The sequence below is a fragment of the Microbacterium saperdae genome, from assembly GCF_006716345.1.
GTDB classification, from domain to species: Bacteria; Actinomycetota; Actinomycetes; order Actinomycetales; family Microbacteriaceae; genus Microbacterium; species Microbacterium saperdae.
In genome coordinates this window covers 690,092-707,799 of sequence record NZ_VFOX01000002.1, presented here as the reverse complement: position 1 = coordinate 707,799, position 17,708 = coordinate 690,092, and the positions used below count along the sequence as shown (strand labels likewise).

Annotated in this window: 17 protein-coding genes; 7 read left to right on the top strand and 10 right to left on the bottom strand. The window is 69.4% G+C overall.

All coding sequences use genetic code 11. From position 1 onward, the window contains the following. Positions 1 to 114: 114 nt before the first annotated feature. The 8 genes from FB560_RS18010 to FB560_RS17975 form a co-directional block, all read right to left on the bottom strand. Complete coding sequence (locus FB560_RS18010; RefSeq protein WP_141874086.1) at positions 115 to 1,635, bottom strand: SDR family NAD(P)-dependent oxidoreductase; 1,521 nt, start codon at positions 1,633 to 1,635, stop codon at positions 115 to 117. Positions 1,636 to 1,688: 53 nt separating this feature from the next. Further along, entirely contained in the window at positions 1,689 to 2,654 is a 966-nt protein-coding gene (locus tag FB560_RS18005; RefSeq protein WP_170198206.1) for an ROK family protein, read from the bottom strand. Beyond that, a complete protein-coding gene (locus FB560_RS18000) occupies positions 2,651 to 4,318 on the bottom strand; it encodes an ABC transporter ATP-binding protein (protein ID WP_141874084.1) in 1,668 nt (555 codons plus the stop codon). The genes FB560_RS18005 and FB560_RS18000 overlap by 4 nt, the downstream gene beginning before the upstream one ends. Beyond that, positions 4,315 to 5,193 (bottom strand): ABC transporter permease, encoded by an 879-nt coding sequence (locus FB560_RS17995; RefSeq protein ID WP_229672992.1) that lies wholly within the window; start codon positions 5,191 to 5,193, stop codon positions 4,315 to 4,317. The genes FB560_RS18000 and FB560_RS17995 overlap by 4 nt, the downstream gene beginning before the upstream one ends. Continuing rightward, positions 5,190 to 6,206 (bottom strand): ABC transporter permease, encoded by a 1,017-nt coding sequence (locus FB560_RS17990; protein WP_141874083.1) that lies wholly within the window; start codon positions 6,204 to 6,206, stop codon positions 5,190 to 5,192. The genes FB560_RS17995 and FB560_RS17990 overlap by 4 nt, the downstream gene beginning before the upstream one ends. Positions 6,207 to 6,258: 52 nt before the next feature. Continuing rightward, positions 6,259 to 8,067, bottom strand: a complete 1,809-nt coding sequence (locus FB560_RS17985) for a peptide ABC transporter substrate-binding protein (protein WP_229672990.1) — start codon at positions 8,065 to 8,067, stop codon at positions 6,259 to 6,261. A 163-nt stretch (positions 8,068 to 8,230) separates the two neighbouring features. Next, complete coding sequence (locus FB560_RS17980) at positions 8,231 to 9,718, bottom strand: M81 family metallopeptidase (protein WP_141874082.1); 1,488 nt, start codon at positions 9,716 to 9,718, stop codon at positions 8,231 to 8,233. Positions 9,719 to 9,798: 80 nt separating this feature from the next. Further along, entirely contained in the window at positions 9,799 to 10,968 is a 1,170-nt protein-coding gene (locus tag FB560_RS17975) for an ROK family transcriptional regulator (protein WP_141874081.1), read from the bottom strand. A gap of 133 nt (positions 10,969 to 11,101) precedes the next feature. Here FB560_RS17975 and FB560_RS17970 point away from each other — a divergent pair, with 133 nt between their 5' ends. Beyond that, positions 11,102 to 11,572, top strand: coding sequence for a hypothetical protein (locus tag FB560_RS17970; protein WP_141874080.1), 471 nt, complete (start codon positions 11,102 to 11,104; stop codon positions 11,570 to 11,572). Positions 11,573 to 11,711: 139 nt separating this feature from the next. On the opposite strand, the gene FB560_RS17965 is transcribed toward FB560_RS17970, so the two are convergent. Both FB560_RS17965 and FB560_RS17960 read right to left on the bottom strand, forming a co-directional pair. Beyond that, positions 11,712 to 12,923: a hypothetical protein gene (locus FB560_RS17965; protein WP_141874079.1), complete on the bottom strand. Its 1,212-nt coding sequence runs from the start codon at positions 12,921 to 12,923 to the stop codon at positions 11,712 to 11,714. Positions 12,924 to 12,987: 64 nt separating this feature from the next. After that, positions 12,988 to 14,229 (bottom strand): hypothetical protein, encoded by a 1,242-nt coding sequence (locus FB560_RS17960; protein ID WP_141874078.1) that lies wholly within the window; start codon positions 14,227 to 14,229, stop codon positions 12,988 to 12,990. Positions 14,230 to 14,417: 188 nt separating this feature from the next. On the opposite strand from FB560_RS17960, the gene FB560_RS17955 reads away from it, so the two are divergent. From FB560_RS17955 to FB560_RS17930, 6 genes are all read left to right on the top strand, one after another. Next, positions 14,418 to 15,509: a M4 family metallopeptidase gene (locus FB560_RS17955; protein WP_141874077.1), complete on the top strand. Its 1,092-nt coding sequence runs from the start codon at positions 14,418 to 14,420 to the stop codon at positions 15,507 to 15,509. Next, positions 15,460 to 15,798, top strand: coding sequence for a protealysin inhibitor emfourin (locus tag FB560_RS17950; RefSeq protein WP_141874076.1), 339 nt, complete (start codon positions 15,460 to 15,462; stop codon positions 15,796 to 15,798). The genes FB560_RS17955 and FB560_RS17950 overlap by 50 nt, the downstream gene beginning before the upstream one ends. Before the next feature lie 29 nt (positions 15,799 to 15,827). Beyond that, complete coding sequence (locus FB560_RS17945; protein WP_141874075.1) at positions 15,828 to 16,157, top strand: hypothetical protein; 330 nt, start codon at positions 15,828 to 15,830, stop codon at positions 16,155 to 16,157. A 67-nt stretch (positions 16,158 to 16,224) separates the two neighbouring features. Next, a complete protein-coding gene (locus FB560_RS17940) occupies positions 16,225 to 16,455 on the top strand; it encodes a hypothetical protein (protein ID WP_141874074.1) in 231 nt (76 codons plus the stop codon). A gap of 51 nt (positions 16,456 to 16,506) precedes the next feature. Next, positions 16,507 to 17,241 (top strand): ribonuclease H family protein, encoded by a 735-nt coding sequence (locus FB560_RS17935; protein ID WP_141874073.1) that lies wholly within the window; start codon positions 16,507 to 16,509, stop codon positions 17,239 to 17,241. A gap of 20 nt (positions 17,242 to 17,261) precedes the next feature. Beyond that, complete coding sequence (locus tag FB560_RS17930) at positions 17,262 to 17,651, top strand: DoxX family protein (protein ID WP_141874072.1); 390 nt, start codon at positions 17,262 to 17,264, stop codon at positions 17,649 to 17,651. The last annotated feature ends 57 nt before the right edge of the window (positions 17,652 to 17,708 follow it).

Sequence of the window (17,708 nt, the reverse complement as noted above, 5' to 3'; positions counted from 1 at the left end):
ACATCGAGACTAGGAAGATACGGGGCTCTCCCCCATGGCCAGATTGCGGGGGAGCCTGGACAAAACACTGATCATCCTGCGGCCGGCGGCCACCGCTCCACGATCAGCCGGACCTCACCAGGGGCTGGGCTCGTAGTCCTTCAGGAAGACGCCGTGGATGTCGTCGCCGGCCTCGCCGCGCACGATCGGGTCGTACACGCGGGCCGCGCCGTCGACCAGGTCGAGCGGGGCGTGGAAACCCTCCTCGGCCAGGCGCACCTTGGTGTAGTGCGGGCGCTCGTCGGTGATCCACCCGGTGTCGACGGCGGTCATCAGGATGCCGTCCTTCTCGAGCATCTCGCCGGCACTGGTGCGCGTGAGCATGTTCAGCGCCGCCTTCGCCATGTTCGTGTGCGGGTGTCCTGGGCCCTTGTAGCGGCGGGAGAACTGCCCCTCCATGGCCGACACGTTCACCACGTACTTGCGGTGCGAGGAGGATGCCGCCATCGATGCACGCAGCCGGCTGATCAGCAGGAACGGCGCCGTGGTGTTCGCGAGCTGCACCTCGAGCATCTCGAGCGGGTCGACCTGGTCGATCGACTGCACCCAGCTGTTGACCCGGTTCACATCGGGCACGAGTCCCCCGGCGTCGATCGCGGTGCCGTCGGCGTGCTTCTCGAGCGAGGAGGATCCGGGGGCCATCGCGAGCCGCGCGAGGTCCTCGGCCGTGAGCGCCTGGCCGCCCTGTTCGGCGACCGTGCCGCCGAGAGCAGCGACCGACAGCAGCGGATGCGCGTCGACGGAGGCCTGCAGCGCCTGCGGGTGCGGGTCGGCCGTGTGGCCGAATGTCTCCATCTCGGGCAGAGGTCCATCGGGCAGCGGCTGCAGCTCGGCATCCGCCAGCAGCGAGTACGCACCGGGCGAGCGGCGAACCGTCTGCGCCGCGTTGTTGATGAGGATGTCGAGCGGTCCCTGCGCCGCGACGGAATCGACGAGGCCGATCACCTGGGCGGGGTCGCGCAGGTCGATGCCGACCACCCGCAGCCGATGCAGCCAGTCCGCCGAATCGGGCAGAGCCGAGAACCGCCGAACGGCGTCACGGGGGAACCGCGTCGTGATGGTCGTGTGCGCGCCGTCGCGGAGCAGCCGCAGTGCGATGTGCATGCCGATCTTGGCGCGGCCGCCCGTGAGCAGCGCTCGCTTGCCGGTGAGGTCGGTGCGGGCGTTGCGCTTGCCGTGGCTGAAACGGGCGCAGTCCGGGCAGAGCTGGTGGTAGAACGCGTCGACCTGCGTGTAGGGCTGCTTGCAGATGTAGCAGTTGCGGGGCTTGATGAGCTCGCCCGCGATCGGGGCGTCGACGACGCTGGTGGCGAGGTCGTTGCCGCGGGTCTCGTCGTCGATGCGGTCGGGAGCGCCGGTGGCGGTGCGGGCGACCACGGCCTTGTCGGCGTCGGCGATCGCGTCGCGGATCTCCTTGCGGCGCACGCGCTTGACGGCCTTGAACATCGCGGCGGTCGCGTGGCGGACGGCGACGAAGTCCGGGTGCTCGTTGTCGATCTGGTGGAGCTCGGAGAGCACTCGGAGCGTCGTGGCGAGATCGTCGGGGTCGATGCCGGCACCCAGGGGCTCTTCGGAGGGCAGGTGCTCGTCGGTCATTGTGCTGATTTTACGCGAGTGTCCTGGACGTTCGGCGCGGGATCGAACGGAGGCTAGCCGGCGACCCGCTGGCGGCGGAGGGCCGTGAGCACGGTGCCGTTGGCACCCGCCCATCCCCCGAGGGTCGCCGGGACGATCGGGGGAACCCGATGGAACGTCGCCCGCTCCCGCACATAGCGCTCGGCGAGCGTCACGAGATGATGCGGTGCCTGAGCGAGGCCCCCGCCGATCACGATGCCGCCGGGGTCGACGACCGCGCAGAGAGTGAGGATGGCTTCGGCCAGCGCCGACGATGCCCGGCGCACGATGGCCGTCGCCGCACCGTCGCCCTGCGCGAACGCCTCGAACAGCGCCTCGGGTCCGCCTCTGCCACCGACCTCCGTCCACGCGTCTCGCAGCGCAGGCGCTCCGATGATGGTCTCCAGGCAGCCGCGGCGACCGCACGAGCAGGCGCGACCCAGCGGGTCGATCGTGATGTGGCCGAGCTCGCCCGCAGAGCCATGAGCGCCCGTGACGACCCGCCCGTCGATCACATGCGCCCCGGCGATCCCGGTGCCGAGCGCGAGGACGAAGACGTCGTCGATTCCGGCCCCCGCGCCCCACGAGGCCTCGGCGACCGCTGCCGCATGCCCGTCGTTGATCACGTCGACCGGCACGCCGAGCGCGGTCTCGAGCTGGCTTCCCAGCGGGGATCCGTCGAGCGCGGGGATGTTGGCCGAGCGGATGACCACACCGTTCTCCTCGTCCACGATGCCGGGGATCGAGAGCACGAGGCGCGCCAGCGCACGGTCGCCTCTGATCGTCTCCGCGATGGCCGCGAGAGCTTCGGCCGGCGCCGAGATCGGCGTCGCGTTCCTGCCGCGCGCGAGCGGCGTCGGCGGCTCCGACATCGACGAATCGGCACGGGCGAGCAGATGCTTGACGCTGGATCCGCCGACGTCGAGTCCCAGCACGACCGCGGTGTCACGGTCGCCCGCCCTGTTCCTGCCCCTGTGCGCGTCGGAAGCGAGCGCCGTCACGGAGCGATCACCCGGGCGGCCGCACGGGCCTCCCGTCGCAGCGCCTGCTTGTCCGGGTCGGGGACGGGCACGGATGCCAGCAGGCGCCGGCTGTACGGATGCTGCGGCGCGAGGAGCACGTCGTCGGCCGAACCGGTCTCGACGATCTCGCCCTTCAGCATCACGGCGACGCGGTCGGAGATCTGATGCACCACCGCGAGGTCGTGGCTGATGAAGAGACACGCGAAGTGCATCTTCTCCTGCAGCGAGCGCAGCACCTCGAGCACGGCGGCCTGCACCGAGACGTCCAGTGCAGAGGTGGGCTCGTCGGCGATGATCAGCTCGGGCTCCAGGGCGATGGCCCGTGCCAGGCCGATGCGCTGACGCTGCCCTCCGGAGAGCTCGTGCGGATAGCGGTTGGCGTACGTCGTCGGCAGCTCGACCGCGTCGAGGAGCTCGGCGACGCGTGCGCGGCGCTGGGTCGCCGTGGTCGGGAGCTTGCGGCGCTGCACGAGCATCGGCTCGGCGATCGCCTCGCCCACCGTCATCCGCGGGTCCAGGCTCGAACCCGGATCCTGGAAGATCGCGCCGACGCGTCCGCGGAGTTCGCGCTCGCGTCTGCGGCCGACGCCGCCGCGGCCGACCTGCTCGCCGAAGAGCGTCATGCTCCCGGCCGACAGGGGCAGCAGTCCGAGCGCCGCACGGCCGAGTGTCGACTTCCCGGAACCCGATTCGCCGACCAGGCCGAGGATCTCGCCCGGGGCGATGCGCAGGTCCACGCCGTCGAGCGCGAGGAAGGAGCGCCCTCCGCGGCGGTAGGTGACGCTCGCGCCGACCATGTCGAGCACGGCGTCCGGCACCGATTCCGCCTCGGCGCGCTCGACGACCGTGGCGATGTCGGGCAGCGAGGGCACGGCGCTGAGCAGCTTCTTCGTGTAGTCCTCGCGCGGAGCCGTGAGCACCTCGCGCGTGCTGCCCACCTCGACCATGGTGCCGCGGAGCATGACGGCGACGCGGTCGGCGATGTCGGCGACCACACCCATGTTGTGGGTCACGAGCAGGAATGCCGTGCCCGTGTCGGCGGCCAGGCGACGGATGAGGTCGAGGATCTCGGCCTGCACCGTCACGTCGAGCGCGGTCGTCGGCTCGTCGGCGATGATCAGCTGCGGCTCGCACGCCAGCGCGATCGCGATGACCACGCGCTGGCGCTGACCTCCGGACAGCTCGTGCGGGTAGCTCTTCGCGCGGCGCTCCGGCTCCGGGATGCCCACGCGCTGCAGCAGCGCGATCGCGCGCTTCCACGCGTCCGCCTTCGGGACGCCGGCGTGGTTGAGGATCGCTTCCGTGATCTGGTCGCCGATCCGCATGCTGGGGTTGAGAGCCGTCATGGGCTCCTGGAACACCATCGAGATCTCCGCGCCGCGGATGCCGTTCATCTCGGGCTCACCGAGCGGGAGGATCTCGCGGCCGCCGAGACGGATGGAGCCGGTCACGGTCGCGGACCGCGGCAGCAGCTTGAGCACCGCCATCGCGGTGACCGACTTTCCCGATCCCGACTCGCCGACGAGGGCGAGCACCTCTCCGGCGCGCACGTCCAGGTCGATGCCCTTGACGGCTTCGACCGGGCCGTCCTCGGTGCGGAAGGTGACGGTGAGGTCGGTGATGGAGAGCAGCGCGTCGCTCATGCGGCACGTCCCTTCACGTCGAAGAAGTCGCGGAGGCCGTCGCCGATGCTGTTGAACGCGCACACCGTGAGCACGATGCAGAATCCGGCGGGGAAGATGAGCCACCAGGCACCGGCGTAGGTGTAGGTGATGCCGCTGGTGAGCATGGCGCCCCAGTCGGTGGCCGGCTTCTGCAGCCCCATCCCGAGGAAGGAGATGTAGGCGACGAGCAGGATCGCGTCGGCCACCTGGAAGGTCGCGTTCACCACGATCGTGCCGACGGTGTTGGGGACGATGTGCTTGAGGACGGCGCGCGAGTGGGTACCGCCCATCGCCCGCAGCGCCAGCACGTACTCGCGCGACTTGAGCGAGATCGACTCGGCGCGCACGAGACGCGCCGGCACGAGCCAGGACACCAGACCGATCACGCAGATCATCAGCGGCACGCTCGGTCGGAGGATGGCCGAGAGGATCAGCAGCAGGAAGGTCGCCGGGATCGCGATGCCCGCGTCCACGACGCGCATCATCACGGTGTCGACGGCGCCGCCGACGTAGCCGGCGATCGCTCCCCACAGCGTGCCGATGACGGTGGCCAGGATGCCGGCCGCGAGACCGATGAGGATCGAGATCTGGCCGCCCATCATGAGGCGCCCGAGCACGTCGTAGCCGATGTCATCGGTGCCGAGCGGGTGTCCGGGGCTGCCAGGGGGGAGCATGGTGTTGCGCAGGTCCGTGTGGACCTGATCCGTGGGGTGGATCAGCGGTCCGACGAAGCAGAACAGCAGGAACAGGGCGATCGTGACGATGCCGAACACCGCGAGCTTGTTCTGCAGGAAGCGACGCATGCCGCGCTGACGCGGGGTCAGCGTGCGGGTCAGGATGGTCGTCGTGCTCACGAGAGCTCCTCACGGGTGCGCGGGTCGAGCAGTGCCTGGATGATGTCGGCGAGGAGCGACCCGATGACGGTCGCCAGCGCGATGACCAGGATGCAGCCGAGCAGGACGGGGTAGTCGGACGTCTGCGCCGACGTCCAGAACAGCAGCCCCATGCCCGGGTAGTTGAAGAGCGACTCGACGACGATCATGCCGCCGAACATGACGGGCAGGTAGTAGCCCAGCATGGCGATGACCGGAGTCAGCGAGTTGCGCACGACGTGACGGGTGATCACGACCGGCACCGAGGTGCCCTTGGCCCTGGCGGTGCGCACGTAGTCCTCGGAGAGGTTGTCGATCGTGGCGGAGCGCATGTACCGCGAGAACGTCGCGATGATGCCGAGGGCCGCGGTGGCGACGGGGAGCACGAGACCGGCGGGGTTCGCCAGCACGTCTCCGACGGTCTCGCCCTGCGGCGCCTGCGCGGGCACGAGTCGCAGCCACTGCGCGAACACGATCACGAGGATGAGTCCGAGGAAGAAGGACGGCGTGGAGTAGACGATGAAGTTCCACGTCGTGAGGATGTAGTCGGCGGCCTTGCCGCGACGCACAGCCTGGAAGATGCCCATCGGGATCGCGATGATGAGCGCGATCAGCATCGAGATGAGCGCGAGGATCAGGGTCTTCGGCAGGCGCTGCCCGATCGCGTCCGCGACGGGGCGGTTCAGCTTGAACGAGTCGCCGAGGTCACCCTGCAGGAGCTGCCCGAGGAAGTTGAAGTACTGCTGCCACAGGGGCAGATCGAAGCCGTTCTCACGATTGAAGGCATCGATCTGCTCCTGCGAGGCCTGCATCCCGAGGATGCCGGCGGCCGGACCGTTCGGCATGGCGAGGTGGAGCAACGCGAACACGATCAGCGTCACGATGAGGATGACGATGCCGCCCTGGCCGACCCGCCTCAGCAGGTACCACCAGAACCGACCGCCGCCGGTCCTCTCCTTCTTCTGCGCGCTCTGCGCTGCGTCCACCACGCTCATGTCATCCGTCTCTTGTCACTCGGTCCTGGAGTATCGCTTGATCCGGGACTCGTCAGTCGGTCCAGGACCAGCGCTGCGGCAGGAACGACGCACCCGGGTCCTGGTGGGCGATGTCGAGTCCGTCACGCACGACGGAGACCTGGTACACCGGGTTCGGCATCCACATGACCGGGAGGTCGGTGGCGAGGAACTCGGAGTACTTCTTGGCGATCTCCGGGTCGGTCGAGAAGGCCATCGCCTGGACGAGCTCTTCCGCCTCGGGGTTGTCGTACTGTCCGGCGTTCCACTTGGTGTCCTTCGCGAAGACGCGCTCACCCGTGGCATAGGGAGGGAAGTACCAGCTGCCCGCGGTGCCGAAGAAGACGAGCTCCCACGTGCACGCGCTGCCGGTCTTGCACTCCTGTGCCTGCGTGAGCACCGTGTCGAGCGGCTTGGAGTCGATCGTCATGGCGACGCCGATCTTGCCGAGCGACGACTGGATCTCCGCCATCATGTTGTCGGTCTCCTGCGAGCCGTTCTGCGTGGTGACGACGATCTCCGCCTTCTCGCCCGCTGCGATGCCCTCGCCGCACTGGCCGGCATCCGTTCCGGCGTCGACGCAGGAGAGGTTGCCGTCGGCGTCCTTCTCCCAGCCGTTGTCGGTGAAGAGCTTCTCGGCCGCCTTCAGATCGAAGGGGTACGGGTTGTTCTTCTGCACGTCGGAGAGGCCGTTCGAGTCCGCCGTCTGCGGGATGGGCCCGTAGTCGGGGGTCGCGGCGCCGTGCCACACGACCTCGGAGATGGTCTCCTGGTCGATGGCGTGCTGCAGGGCCTGACGCACGTAGAGCTGCTTGTAGAAAGCGCCCTTCTCGGGGTTGGCGAAGTTGTACGGCATGTACGTGATCGACCATCCGGCCCACGGCTCGATGCTGTAACCGAGGTCGGTGAACTGCTTCTCGTTCGTCAGCTGCGAGCTGGTCACGTAGCCGTAGTCGACATCGCCGGAGCGCACGACGTTCATCTCGGCGTCGGCCGAGGTGAACGGCATGAACGTCACGTTCGCGATGCTCGGCTTGTCCTCACCCGTGTACTTCTTGTTCGCGGTGAGTTCCACCTGACCCGAGTCGGACCAGCTCTTCACCGTGTACGGACCGGCGACGGTCTTCCACAGGTCGTTGGTCGCGTAGGTCTTCATGTCCTCGGCCTCGGAGAACAGGTAGTCGAGCACCTGGGTGGCGCCCTCGGCGTCGCGGTCGAGGTCGCCGACCTCGCCGTCGGCGCTGGTCTTGTCCCAGACGTGCTGCGGCATGGGGTAGATCAGGCTGAGCTGGTTGCCGAGGAGGAACTCCTCGTTGTAGACCTTGTCCATCGTCAGCGAGAACGTCTTGTCATCGATGGTGGTGAACTCGGTCACGTTGTCGGGCATGAGTCCGGCCGAGTATCCGCCGGTCTTCTCGCCGTTGAAGCGCACCAGGTTGAACCAGAACTCCACGTCGCGGGAGGTGACCGGCTCGCCGTCGGACCAGTCGAGGTCGTTCAGCGTGATCGTGATGGTCTTCTGGTCGTCGGAGAACTCGTAGGACTTGGCAGCGGAGGCCTTCTCGTCCCAGCCCATCTCGCCGTCGACACCGTTGTATTCGAACAGGCGCGGCCACATGGTCGCCTTGATGGCGCTGTTGTGCGTGGCCATCTTGTCGGGCGAGGAGATCGGCAGGATCCAGTTCGGCCCGGTGCCGACCTGGAGCGCGAAGCTGACCGTGTCCTTGTCGCCAGCGGATTCGTTTCCGCTTCCTCCGGCCCCACACGCGGTGAGGGCGAGCGTCGCGACGGCGAGTGCGCCCAGGGGGGCGAGCATTCGGCGACGCAGCGTCTGAGTACGCAATGTAACCTCCTTGTTCCGATGCCGCACTGAGGGACGCGAGTTCGTCCAGCTGGCGACGTACTTTGAATCATGCCCGAAGCAAGTATCCCGAAATAGCCAGTTGCGTTACGGTTATGTAACTAACTTGGTGCGATTTCGGACAAACGGGCGCGGTTCGCGCGGTCTATCGAACGATCTCCGCAGACAGATCCGGCGTCGAGTCGAAGGCGTCGAAGGGATGCATCGGGCGCAGGATGCGGTGATGTCCGAGCCGCTCGAGATCCTGGTCGACGCCACCGGGGGTGAGCGCCAACGTCCAGCCGCGCATGGCCGCGTACAGCTCGGGCTCGAGGTAGCCGATCTTGGTGACCACGATCTGGGCGGATGCCGGGTCGAGACCGATCGAGGTGAAGTCCGTGATCGCGTGATACGCCTTGCGGAATTCGGTGACGACGATGTGCAGCCCGCCCTTGCGCAGCACGGCGACGCCTCCGGCATCCACATCACCCTCGTGCAGGCTGTGCAGCACCGCGTCGACGCGTACGGGGCCGTGCGGTCCGCTGTCGATGCGCGCGCCGACCTCGAGCGACACCTCGTCGCCGATCGCATGGGTGCGCAGCAGGTCGAGCGCCCCCTTGTCGAACACCGACGCGCACAGTGTCACGGGAGCGTCATCCGCCGTGAGCTCGGGCTTCTGCAGCAGCTGAGCCAGCGTCCAGGTGACGTCTCCGGTGCCGCCGGCGCCCGGGTTGTCGCCGGAATCGCTGATGAAGTACGGAGTGTCGGTCGCCGCGAGCCCGGCGACGACCGCGTCGTCGAGCGTGCCGGGAGGGCCCACGAACTCGAAGTCGTCGCGCACGGCCCAGAACGCCTGCCCGAGCTCCTCGGCCGCCGCCGCCGTCGCCGCCTCGTCGACGCCCGTCACGACGACGGTGGCATGGCAGCGGGGCTCGTCCGCCCACGCGTAGCCGATCCAGATCGCGGCATCCGTCACGCCCTGACGCGCCTCGATCTCGGGGATGCGGGCGTACAGGCTCTTGGCCGGCTCGACGCGCGTGCTGGTCTTCTCGCCCGGCAGGAGGATCGGCACCCGCACCCAGGCACGGTGCGGGGTGGTGCCGCTCTCGAGAGCCTCGACGAGGTTGCGGATCGCGCGGTCGCGCGTCTCCCAGGTGTCCTCATGAGGAGCGAGCCGGTAGCAGGTGATGAGGTCGACATTCTCGATGAGGGTCCGCGAGACATTGCCGTGCAGGTCCATCGACGCGGAGACCACCACATCGGGGCCGATGACGTCGCGGATCGCGGTGATGAGGTCGCCCTCGGCGTCATCGAGGCCCACGACGCTCATGGCGCCGTGGATGTCGAAGAAGAGGCCGTCGAGCGTGCCGCCGTCGGCGAGCAGCGCGGCCAGACCGTCGCAGATGCGTTGCTTGATGCTCTCGTAGACCTCCGGGAGCACGGCCCCTCCGGGGATCGAACGTGCGTAGTAGACCGGAAGCCACTCGGCGCGGTCGGTCAGCTCGCCGTTGCGGATCGCGTCGTAGCGGCCCGTGAGCTCGTCACCCTCGACGCGCTGGAAGTCGCGCTCGCCGGCACGGTGCGGAGAGAACGTGCTGGACTCGATCGCCATGCCGGCGATGGCGATTCGGGGACGCGCAGTGGTTTCGGCCATGCCAAAAGCTTAGACGGCAGATCGAAGCAAACCCAGCCTCTTCCTTCGTCAAACTTGTGACTTACGCCGAAATCGCAGTTTCAGGCGACGCGCAGCTCCTCGTCGATCCGCGCGGGATCCAGGATGCTCTCCAGGAGCTCCCACCCCACACCCCGCGCTCCGGCCAGGGCGCCCGCCCTGCTCACGTCGATCTCCAGCGAGTCGGTCGACATCGGGAGGCACAGCGTGAACAGCGCCTGCCGCACTCCGGCGACGAAGGCGTCGGCCGCCGCCAGCCGCCCGCCGAGCGCCAGAGTCTGCGGATTGAAGAAGTTGATGATCGTGGCGAGCACCTCGCCGGTCCGCGCGCCGGCCTCGCGCAGCAGCGCGGTCGACTTGGGGTGGGCGTTCTGGGCGAGAGCGAGCACGTCGTCGAGGGTCTCGACCGGCTCCCCCGCCTCCTTGAGCGCATCCACGATGGCGGCACCGCTGGCGACGACGTCGAGGCATCCGATCCGCCCGCACGAGCAGATCACCGGCGGAGCGTTGTGCAGCGCGACGTGGCTGATGTCGCCCGCGACGCCGCGGAAGCCGCGGTAGACCGCGCCGTCGAGGATGATGCCGCAGCCGATGCCGCTGCCGGCCTTGACGAAGACCAGCTGCTCGGTGCCGCCCCCGCGTTCGAGGAACTCGCCGACCGCCATGGCGTTGGCGTCGTTGTCGATCAGATACGGCAGCGAGGTGACGGAGCCGAGCACCTCTCCGACGTCGACGCCGTTCCACCCGGGCATGCGCATCGGCGCGAGCAGCCGCGAGGTGCGGGAATCGACGGGACCGGGAAGGCTCATCGCGATGCCTTCGATCCGCAGGCCGCCCGCCTCCTCGGCGAGGCGCTGCGCGCTCTCCCAGACCTCGCTGACGACGCTCTCCACCCCGTCGAGGAGCGAGACCTGGTCGATGGTCGATGCCACGATCTCACCCCGGCGATCGAGCAACGCGATCGTGGCATGCCGTTCGCCGAGGTCGACGCCGGCGACGATGCTGCCGCCGGCCTTGACCGCGAGCACCCGAGGGCGGCGGCCTCCGCGCGACTCGCCCTGCCCCGTCTCCTCGACGTAGCCATGAGAGATGAGCTCCTCGATGCGCAGTGCGACCGTCGAGGCGGAGAGGCCCGTGAGCCGAGCCAGATCGGCCCGCGACTGCGCCCGACCGGCGCGCACGAGCCGGAAGAGCTCGCCCGCGGAATGTGAGGTGTGTGCCGCCGGTGTCACGCTGTCCTCGACTCATCTTGTTTCGGTGGTCAAACAAAGATACTGCCACGGTGGAGCAATGTCATCCTCTGCGAAACGTGCCGACGCGGGGCGATTCCGTGACGTCGGGCAGCGACGGGCGGAGAATGTGGGGATGACCACCGACCCGCATGTCCTCGGCCCCGGATTGCTGCCCACGCCGTTCACGGCGGCCGAGATCCGCGAGGCGACAGGGCGCGGAAAGACGATCCTGCTGCGGGTCGAGCAGCCGGACGGATCCCGCGGAGAGCGCGTCAACCGCTTCCGCGAGACGGATGCCGAGGGTGCCACGCTCGACCGCTGGGCCGCAGACGCCCCCGAGGCGGTCGCGTCGAGCCGGGTGACCTGGGCCGAACTGCAGGGGCACGCCGCGTTCCCCGCCGCGCACACGACCGTGACCGATGTGTCTCTGGAGACACCGCTCGGCGTGCTCGAGTGCCGTCGCTACGACACGTCCGAAGCGCCGGATGCCCCGGTCGAGAGCTTCTGGTTCTCGCTCGCCCACCCCGGCATGCCCGTGCGCTACGAGGTGCCGGTCCACGGCGGCGTGCTGCGCACCACGGTCCTGAGCGTCACGCACCCCTGAGCGTCACGGCGCCCGAGCATCCCGCTCCGGGGATCGCCCGCGCGCACGACGAACGACAGAGTGCACGGCTTCCTCCCGCGAAGAAGCCGTGCACTCGACAGCATCCGGTGCGCTCGGCACGGAAGCGAAGGACCCGGGGTCAGTGACCGGCGGCGCCCACCACCACGAACTCGTTCGGCACCACGTCGAGCGTCGCCTCGGCGGACACCTCACCGGTGTGCAGATCGACCGCGAGGATGCGGTTCGCCGCAGGCTCGGTGACGTAGGCGATGTCGCCGACCACGCGCAGGCCGGGGTGCGGCTGCTGCCACTCCGTGGGGCTGACCCAGGGATCGATCACGGTCCATGACTCCTGCACGGCGCCGGTCTCGTCGAGCACGTTCAGGCTGCCGTCCGCGCCGAGCACGATGATGTCGTCATGCGCGCTGCGGCCGACGCCGCGCCAGGTGTACTCGACTCCCTCGGGCAGGTCGACGACGGAGAGCGTCTGAGCGTCGGTGTCGACGAGTGCGAGCTGCGAGAGCAGGTAGCCCTCGGCGTCGGGGTCGGCGTTGTAGTCGGCCGCCGCGATCGCACTGGTGTCGGTGACGTAGGCGTTGCCCGTGCGTCCGAACTCGTCTGGCGCGTCGAGCTTGGTGAAGGCGCCGTCGTCGAAGAGCAGCACGCCGTCCTGGCATCCGAACATCACGACCTCGCCCTTGACCGCGCCCTCTCCGTGCACGCTGGGGCACTGCTCGTTGCGCGTGACCTCGGTACCGTCGGCCGCGAGCAGGCGCACGCCGCTGCGCGACTCCTCCGTGCCGATCGTCGAGAGAGTGGTGCCGTCCGACAGCTCGATCGCGACGCCGTGGTGGGCCGCCTCCGAGGTGAGGGTGTCGAACTCGGGCAGCGTGCCGGTGCCGACCGCGTCGGTGTCGAACACCCGCACGTCCCCGGTGCCGTCGTCGAACAGGGCCGTGCGGCCGGCGTGCGGAGTCACGTGACCGGGAGCGACGGCGTCGAACACCTCGCCCGTGAACTCCACGGTGTCGGAGGCGAGCCCCGTGTCGAGCAGGTGGAAGCCGTCATCCGCCGTGACGAACACGTGGCCGTCGTGGTCACCGGCACCGTTGACGCGCAGGAAGCCGTCGAGCTCGACGTGATCGACAGTGTCGAGCGTCTCGCCGTCGAGCACGAGGACGCCGCCGTCGTGGGTCACGGCGATGCGGGTGTCGCCCTCGTGGGCGCGGTCGGAGGTGGCGGGCGCGGGGGTGTCTGCGGCGGGCGCGGACGTCGCGCATCCGGCGAGGGTCACGGCGGCGAGCGCGCCGAGCGCACCGATCGCGAGGCGGCTGCGAACAGGTCGGGACATGGGTTTCTCTCTTTCTCAGGGGTGCGCGGGTGCGCGTGACGGGCGATGCCGCCGAGGAGTGGGGTCAGCCGACCAGCTGCACGAACCAGGGGTCGAGGTCGTTGAAGGTCCGGGAGACGCGGAGGTCATCGAGGTGGTCGAGTTCGTGCACGACTCCCGCGGTCGGGTCGGAGACGTAGGCGAACTGCCCGTCAACGATCAGCTGCACCCGATCGCGGGATGCGGCATCGCGGAGGGATGTCGCGACCAGGGGCTCGGTGCGGGCGAGGAGCGCTCCGTCGGCACCGAAGATGCGGATGCGGCCATCGACGTCGATCGCGATCGTGCGGCTGTCGTCGTCGCCGACCGCGGTGGCGCGCACGAGAGGCACGTCGGATGCGAGGAGCGTCCAGGTGCGCTGCCGCACGTCGAGCAGCCACGCGCCGTCCGCGGCGACTCCGGCGAGGTCCGGGCGATCGGTGCGTCCGTGCAACTGTGCGGTGGGTACGGCGCCCTCCGGATACGGGATGCTCTCGCCGGCCGCCGCCCCGCCGACCTCACGGACGAACAGCACGGCGCCCTCGGCGCACGAGAACACCGCGCCGACGCGAGTGATATCGGCATCCGAGGGGTCGGTGCACGGGATGCCGGAGCCGGGAATCGGAACCCCGCCTTCATCGGCGACCTGGATCTCGGTGCCGCCGGAGGGGACGAGCAGGTGCCCCGCGAAGGGGATGACCGGGCCGGCCGCCTCGATGCCGACCCGGGGCGCGGCATCGAGGCCGTCGCCGAGCGCATCGTGGCCGAGGAGGAGGAGTTCGCCGTCGAACCGGAGTGCGCCCCGTTGCTCGCCGGCCGTGATGCGGGGGAGGCCGTCGCCGTCGAGGGCGCCGAGCGCGCGCGGTTCGCCGCGGAAGGAGTGCGAGTGGTCGCCGTGCGGCATGGTCCAGCGGGCGGTGTCGATGACCTCGACGCTGGTGCGGTCACCGGCTCCGTGCGCGAGGTACAGCAGGCGTCCGTCGCTCTGGATGCTCACGAGGTCGTCGCGGGCCTCGGCGAGAGTCGTGCGCTCCCGGGTCTCGAGGTCGAGCAGGGTAGCGCTGCCGTCGTGGCCGGCGATGACCAGAGCGCGGGCGGGCGCGGCGACTTCGGCTGCCCCTCCGCCGTCGATCCCGTGCGCGTCGGAGCCGGTGCGACTCTCGGCCGGCGAATCGGATGCCGGGGTCGAGGCGGAGCACGCGGTGAGAGCCAGCACCGCGACGAGGAGTGCGGTGGAGCGGGCGGCGGTGGATGGGCGAGGAGCGCGGAGGGGGCGGTGGGCGTCCATAGGACTCTCACCTTATTGATAACGATTCTCAATCTCAAGTTAAGGGGTCTGCCGTTTCGGGAGGAGTTCCCCGCCTCGGGAGGAGGAATGCGGGCCGAACCTCCTCCCCGGCGGGAGATCTCCTCCGCACGCCCCGGAGCTGACCGCCGACACTCCCGAAGGTCGGCACCCCGGCGTAGGGTCGCTTCATGAGCAGCACATCCTTCGAGCGTCACGGTGTCGTCCCCTCTTATCTGCTCGCACGCCTGGCCGAGTCGGGCCGCTTCCCCAAGGCCGCCGCCGCCGCCCGGCAGACCCTGACCGCGGGCCGCCCGCCGTTCCGGGCACGCATCGACCTGTCGATCGACGAGAACGGCGACCTCGTCGCCCAGTTGTCGGATGCGCCGAACCGCACGATCAGCGACGCCGGCAACACGCAGACGCTGCCGGGGCTCGTGGTGCGCACGGAAGACGACGGGCCGGTCGAAGACGCTGCGGCGAATCAGGCGTTCGACGGCCTCGGCGCCACCTTCGAGCTGCTGCTCTCGGCCTTCGGGCGCAACTCGCTCGACGACGCGGGAGCGCCGCTCGACGCGACGGTGCACTACGGCGTCGACTACGACAACGCGTTCTGGGACGGCGAGCGCATGGTCTTCGGCGACGGAGACGGCGAGGTGTTCCAGCACTTCACGGCGTCGACCACGGTCATCGGACATGAGCTCGCCCACGGCGTCGTGCAGCACACCGCCAACCTCGAGTACCAGGGGCAGCCCGGCGCGCTCAACGAGTCGATCGCCGACGTGTTCGGCGCTCTCACCGAGCAGTACCTCCTCGGGCAGACGGCCGACCAGGCGACCTGGCTCATCGGAGCCGAGATCTTCACGGATGCCGTCGAGGGTGCGGCCCTGCGCTCGATGATCGCTCCCGGCACGGCCTATGACGATGACGAGCTCGGCAAGGACCCGCAGCCCGACCACATGAGCGGATACGTGCGCACGACGGAGGACAACGGCGGGGTGCACATCAACTCCGGCATCCCCAATCGGGCGTTCGCGCTGTTCGCGACCGACCTCGGCGGCAACGCCTGGGAGCGGGCAGGCACGGCCTGGTATCGGGCGCTGACCGGCGGCCTGTCGAGCACGGCGACCTTCACGGAGTTCGCGGATGCCACCGTCGCCGCGGCGAGCGCGATCGACGCGGGCACGGGGGCTGCGGCTCGACGCGCGTGGACCACCGTGGGAGTCTATGAACATGAGCGAGTCCCCGGGACCGATCAACAGGCCGATCGACGAGTCGACTGACGCCGACGTCGTCATCGCGGTCGTGCGCTCCGGCGGTATCGCCGGCATCAGCCGTCGCTGGCGGATCGAGGCCGAACCGTCCGAAGCCCCCGAATGGATCGCGCTGATCGAGAGCTGCCCCTGGGACGAGAACGCGGATGCCACCTCCGGCGCCGACCGCTTCGTCTGGAGCATCCGCGCGCGCACGCCCGTCGAGCGCCGCGAGCGCGAACTCCCCGACTCGGAACTCGCCGGCCCCTGGTTGGCTCTGGTGCAGGCCGTGCGCGAGGCATCGCGTACAGCCGACTGATACCCCCCCCTCCCACCGAACGGAGTTCCATGCTGACCGCCGACGAAGCCACGCGCCTGCTCGACCTCGCCCGCGATGCGCAGGCACGCGGCGATGCTCTGCTGCACCTGCAGCTCGATGTGAGCCTGCTCGAAGGCCAGACCTCATCGTGGGGTTCGAGCGCGAACGCGGTGTCGAGCAGCGACACCGTCGGCTCGTTCCTCAGCGAGGTCGAAGGCCTGGGCTGGCGACTGGAGCACACCGGCTATGCCTTCGCCGAGACGGGTGCCACCTCCTCGCCGCGCGCGCTCAGCAACACGACCGGCACCGTCACCCGCGGCCAGGTCGTCGGGTACTTCACGTTCCGCAGGGTGGGCTGACCCGGCATCCGATCAATCCGGTGTGAATCGGCTCGCACGCGCCGCGCGCGGGCTCACAATGGGAGGCATGGGATTGTTCCAGCACCGCCCCGAGGAAGAAGAGAACCAATGGGCCGGACTTCCGTCCGAGCCCCTCGAACGCGAAGGCGCCGACGTTCTCGATGCGGTCCCGTCCGTCGATCCGATGGCGCTCGGGCTGGGAGCCTCGGTGAACTCCATCGTGTTCCCGGTCGCGGTGCCTGCGCCCGCCGCCGTCTCGACCGAGAACGGCGAGCCGGAGGACGAGGCCGAAGCCTGAGGCCCCCACCCACCGTCGTACCACGTCGTCGCCCGCAGCTACGGTTGAGGGATGACGATCACCGCCGCCGCAGACGGCTCCGCCCTGGGCAACCCCGGCCCCAACGGCTGGGCCTGGTACATCGACGACGACAACTGGGGAGCGGGCGGATCGCCGCACGGCACCAACAATCAGGGTGAGCTCCAGGCGGTGCTCGAGCTGCTGAAAGCGACGGCCGGCTCCGATGAGAAGCTGCACATCTGGTGCGACAGCCGCTACGTGATCGACTCCGTGACCAAGTGGATGCCGGGATGGAAGCGCCGCGGCTGGCGCAAGTCCGACGGCGGCCCCGTGCTCAACCGTGATCTGCTCGAGGGCATCGACGAGGCCATGCGCGGCCGGACCGTCGAGTTCTCCTGGGTCAAGGGGCACGCGGGCGATGAACTGAACGAGGCCGCCGACGAGCGCGCCAACGCGGCAGCGAAGGCCTATCAGCAGAAGCAGGAGCCGCGGCGGGGCCCCGGTTTCACCCGCGGGGGCGGCACGCCCGCATCCGCTCCGACACCGAGCACCCCCGCGCAGGACACCGTCGACGACGAGCCGCCGGCTCCGGATGCCCCCACCCCCGTCGCATCCGCCGCGCCGCTGTGGGCCGAGGCATCCGATCTGCTCGACGGGCTCGACGCCCCCACGGCCGAGCCCATCGCCCTGCAGCTCACCCTCTCCGGCGAGGAGCACGCGCGTCTGCGCGACCGCGCGGAAGCGCAGGGGGTGTCTCTCGAGCAGGCCTTGCGTCGACTGATCTGACCCGCGCGTACACTCGCACCATGTCTTCCGTCGCACGCACGATCGGCCGCGTCTTCCTGGGGTCCTCCCTCGTCTTCGCGGGTGTCTCGCACCTCACGTTCGCGCGGGAGGAGTTCCGGGCCCAGGTACCGGAGTCGCTGCCGCTCGATCCCGACGTGACGGTCGTGGCATCCGGCGCCGTCGAGATCGCCCTCGGCTCGGCGCTGCTGCTCGCCCGCCGTCGCCGACGACTCACGGGCGTGGTGGCGGCACTGTTCTTCCTGGCCGTGTTCCCCGGCAACCTCGCCCAGTGGATGCACCATCGCGACGGTTTCGGACTCGACACCGACATGAAGCGCTTCGTGCGGCTGTTCTTCCAGCCGGTGCTGATCGGCCTCGCGCTCTGGTCGACCCGCAGCGCGCGCCGTTGACGCGCGGAGCATGACAGAGCCACCCATCCGGCATCCGTAGACTCGATTGATGGAATG

Bases quoted from the DNA above. Each gene is read 5' to 3' on its own strand.
- FB560_RS17970 (WP_141874080.1), top strand. From the start codon at position 11,102: ATGACCACCGACCCGCATGTCCTCGGCCCCGGATTGCTGCCCACGCCG.
- FB560_RS18010 (WP_141874086.1), bottom strand. From the start codon at position 1,635: ATGACCGACGAGCACCTGCCCTCCGAAGAGCCCCTGGGTGCCGGCATC.
- FB560_RS17945 (WP_141874075.1), top strand. From the start codon at position 15,828: ATGCTGACCGCCGACGAAGCCACGCGCCTGCTCGACCTCGCCCGCGAT.
- FB560_RS17980 (WP_141874082.1), bottom strand. From the start codon at position 9,718: ATGGCCGAAACCACTGCGCGTCCCCGAATCGCCATCGCCGGCATGGCG.
- FB560_RS18000 (WP_141874084.1), bottom strand. From the start codon at position 4,318: ATGAGCGACGCGCTGCTCTCCATCACCGACCTCACCGTCACCTTCCGC.
- FB560_RS17990 (WP_141874083.1), bottom strand. From the start codon at position 6,206: ATGAGCGTGGTGGACGCAGCGCAGAGCGCGCAGAAGAAGGAGAGGACC.
- FB560_RS17930 (WP_141874072.1), top strand. From the start codon at position 17,262: ATGTCTTCCGTCGCACGCACGATCGGCCGCGTCTTCCTGGGGTCCTCC.
- FB560_RS17950 (WP_141874076.1), top strand. From the start codon at position 15,460: ATGAGCGAGTCCCCGGGACCGATCAACAGGCCGATCGACGAGTCGACT.
- FB560_RS17960 (WP_141874078.1), bottom strand. From the start codon at position 14,229: ATGGACGCCCACCGCCCCCTCCGCGCTCCTCGCCCATCCACCGCCGCC.
- FB560_RS17940 (WP_141874074.1), top strand. From the start codon at position 16,225: ATGGGATTGTTCCAGCACCGCCCCGAGGAAGAAGAGAACCAATGGGCC.
- FB560_RS17955 (WP_141874077.1), top strand. From the start codon at position 14,418: ATGAGCAGCACATCCTTCGAGCGTCACGGTGTCGTCCCCTCTTATCTG.
- FB560_RS17965 (WP_141874079.1), bottom strand. From the start codon at position 12,923: ATGTCCCGACCTGTTCGCAGCCGCCTCGCGATCGGTGCGCTCGGCGCG.
- FB560_RS17935 (WP_141874073.1), top strand. From the start codon at position 16,507: ATGACGATCACCGCCGCCGCAGACGGCTCCGCCCTGGGCAACCCCGGC.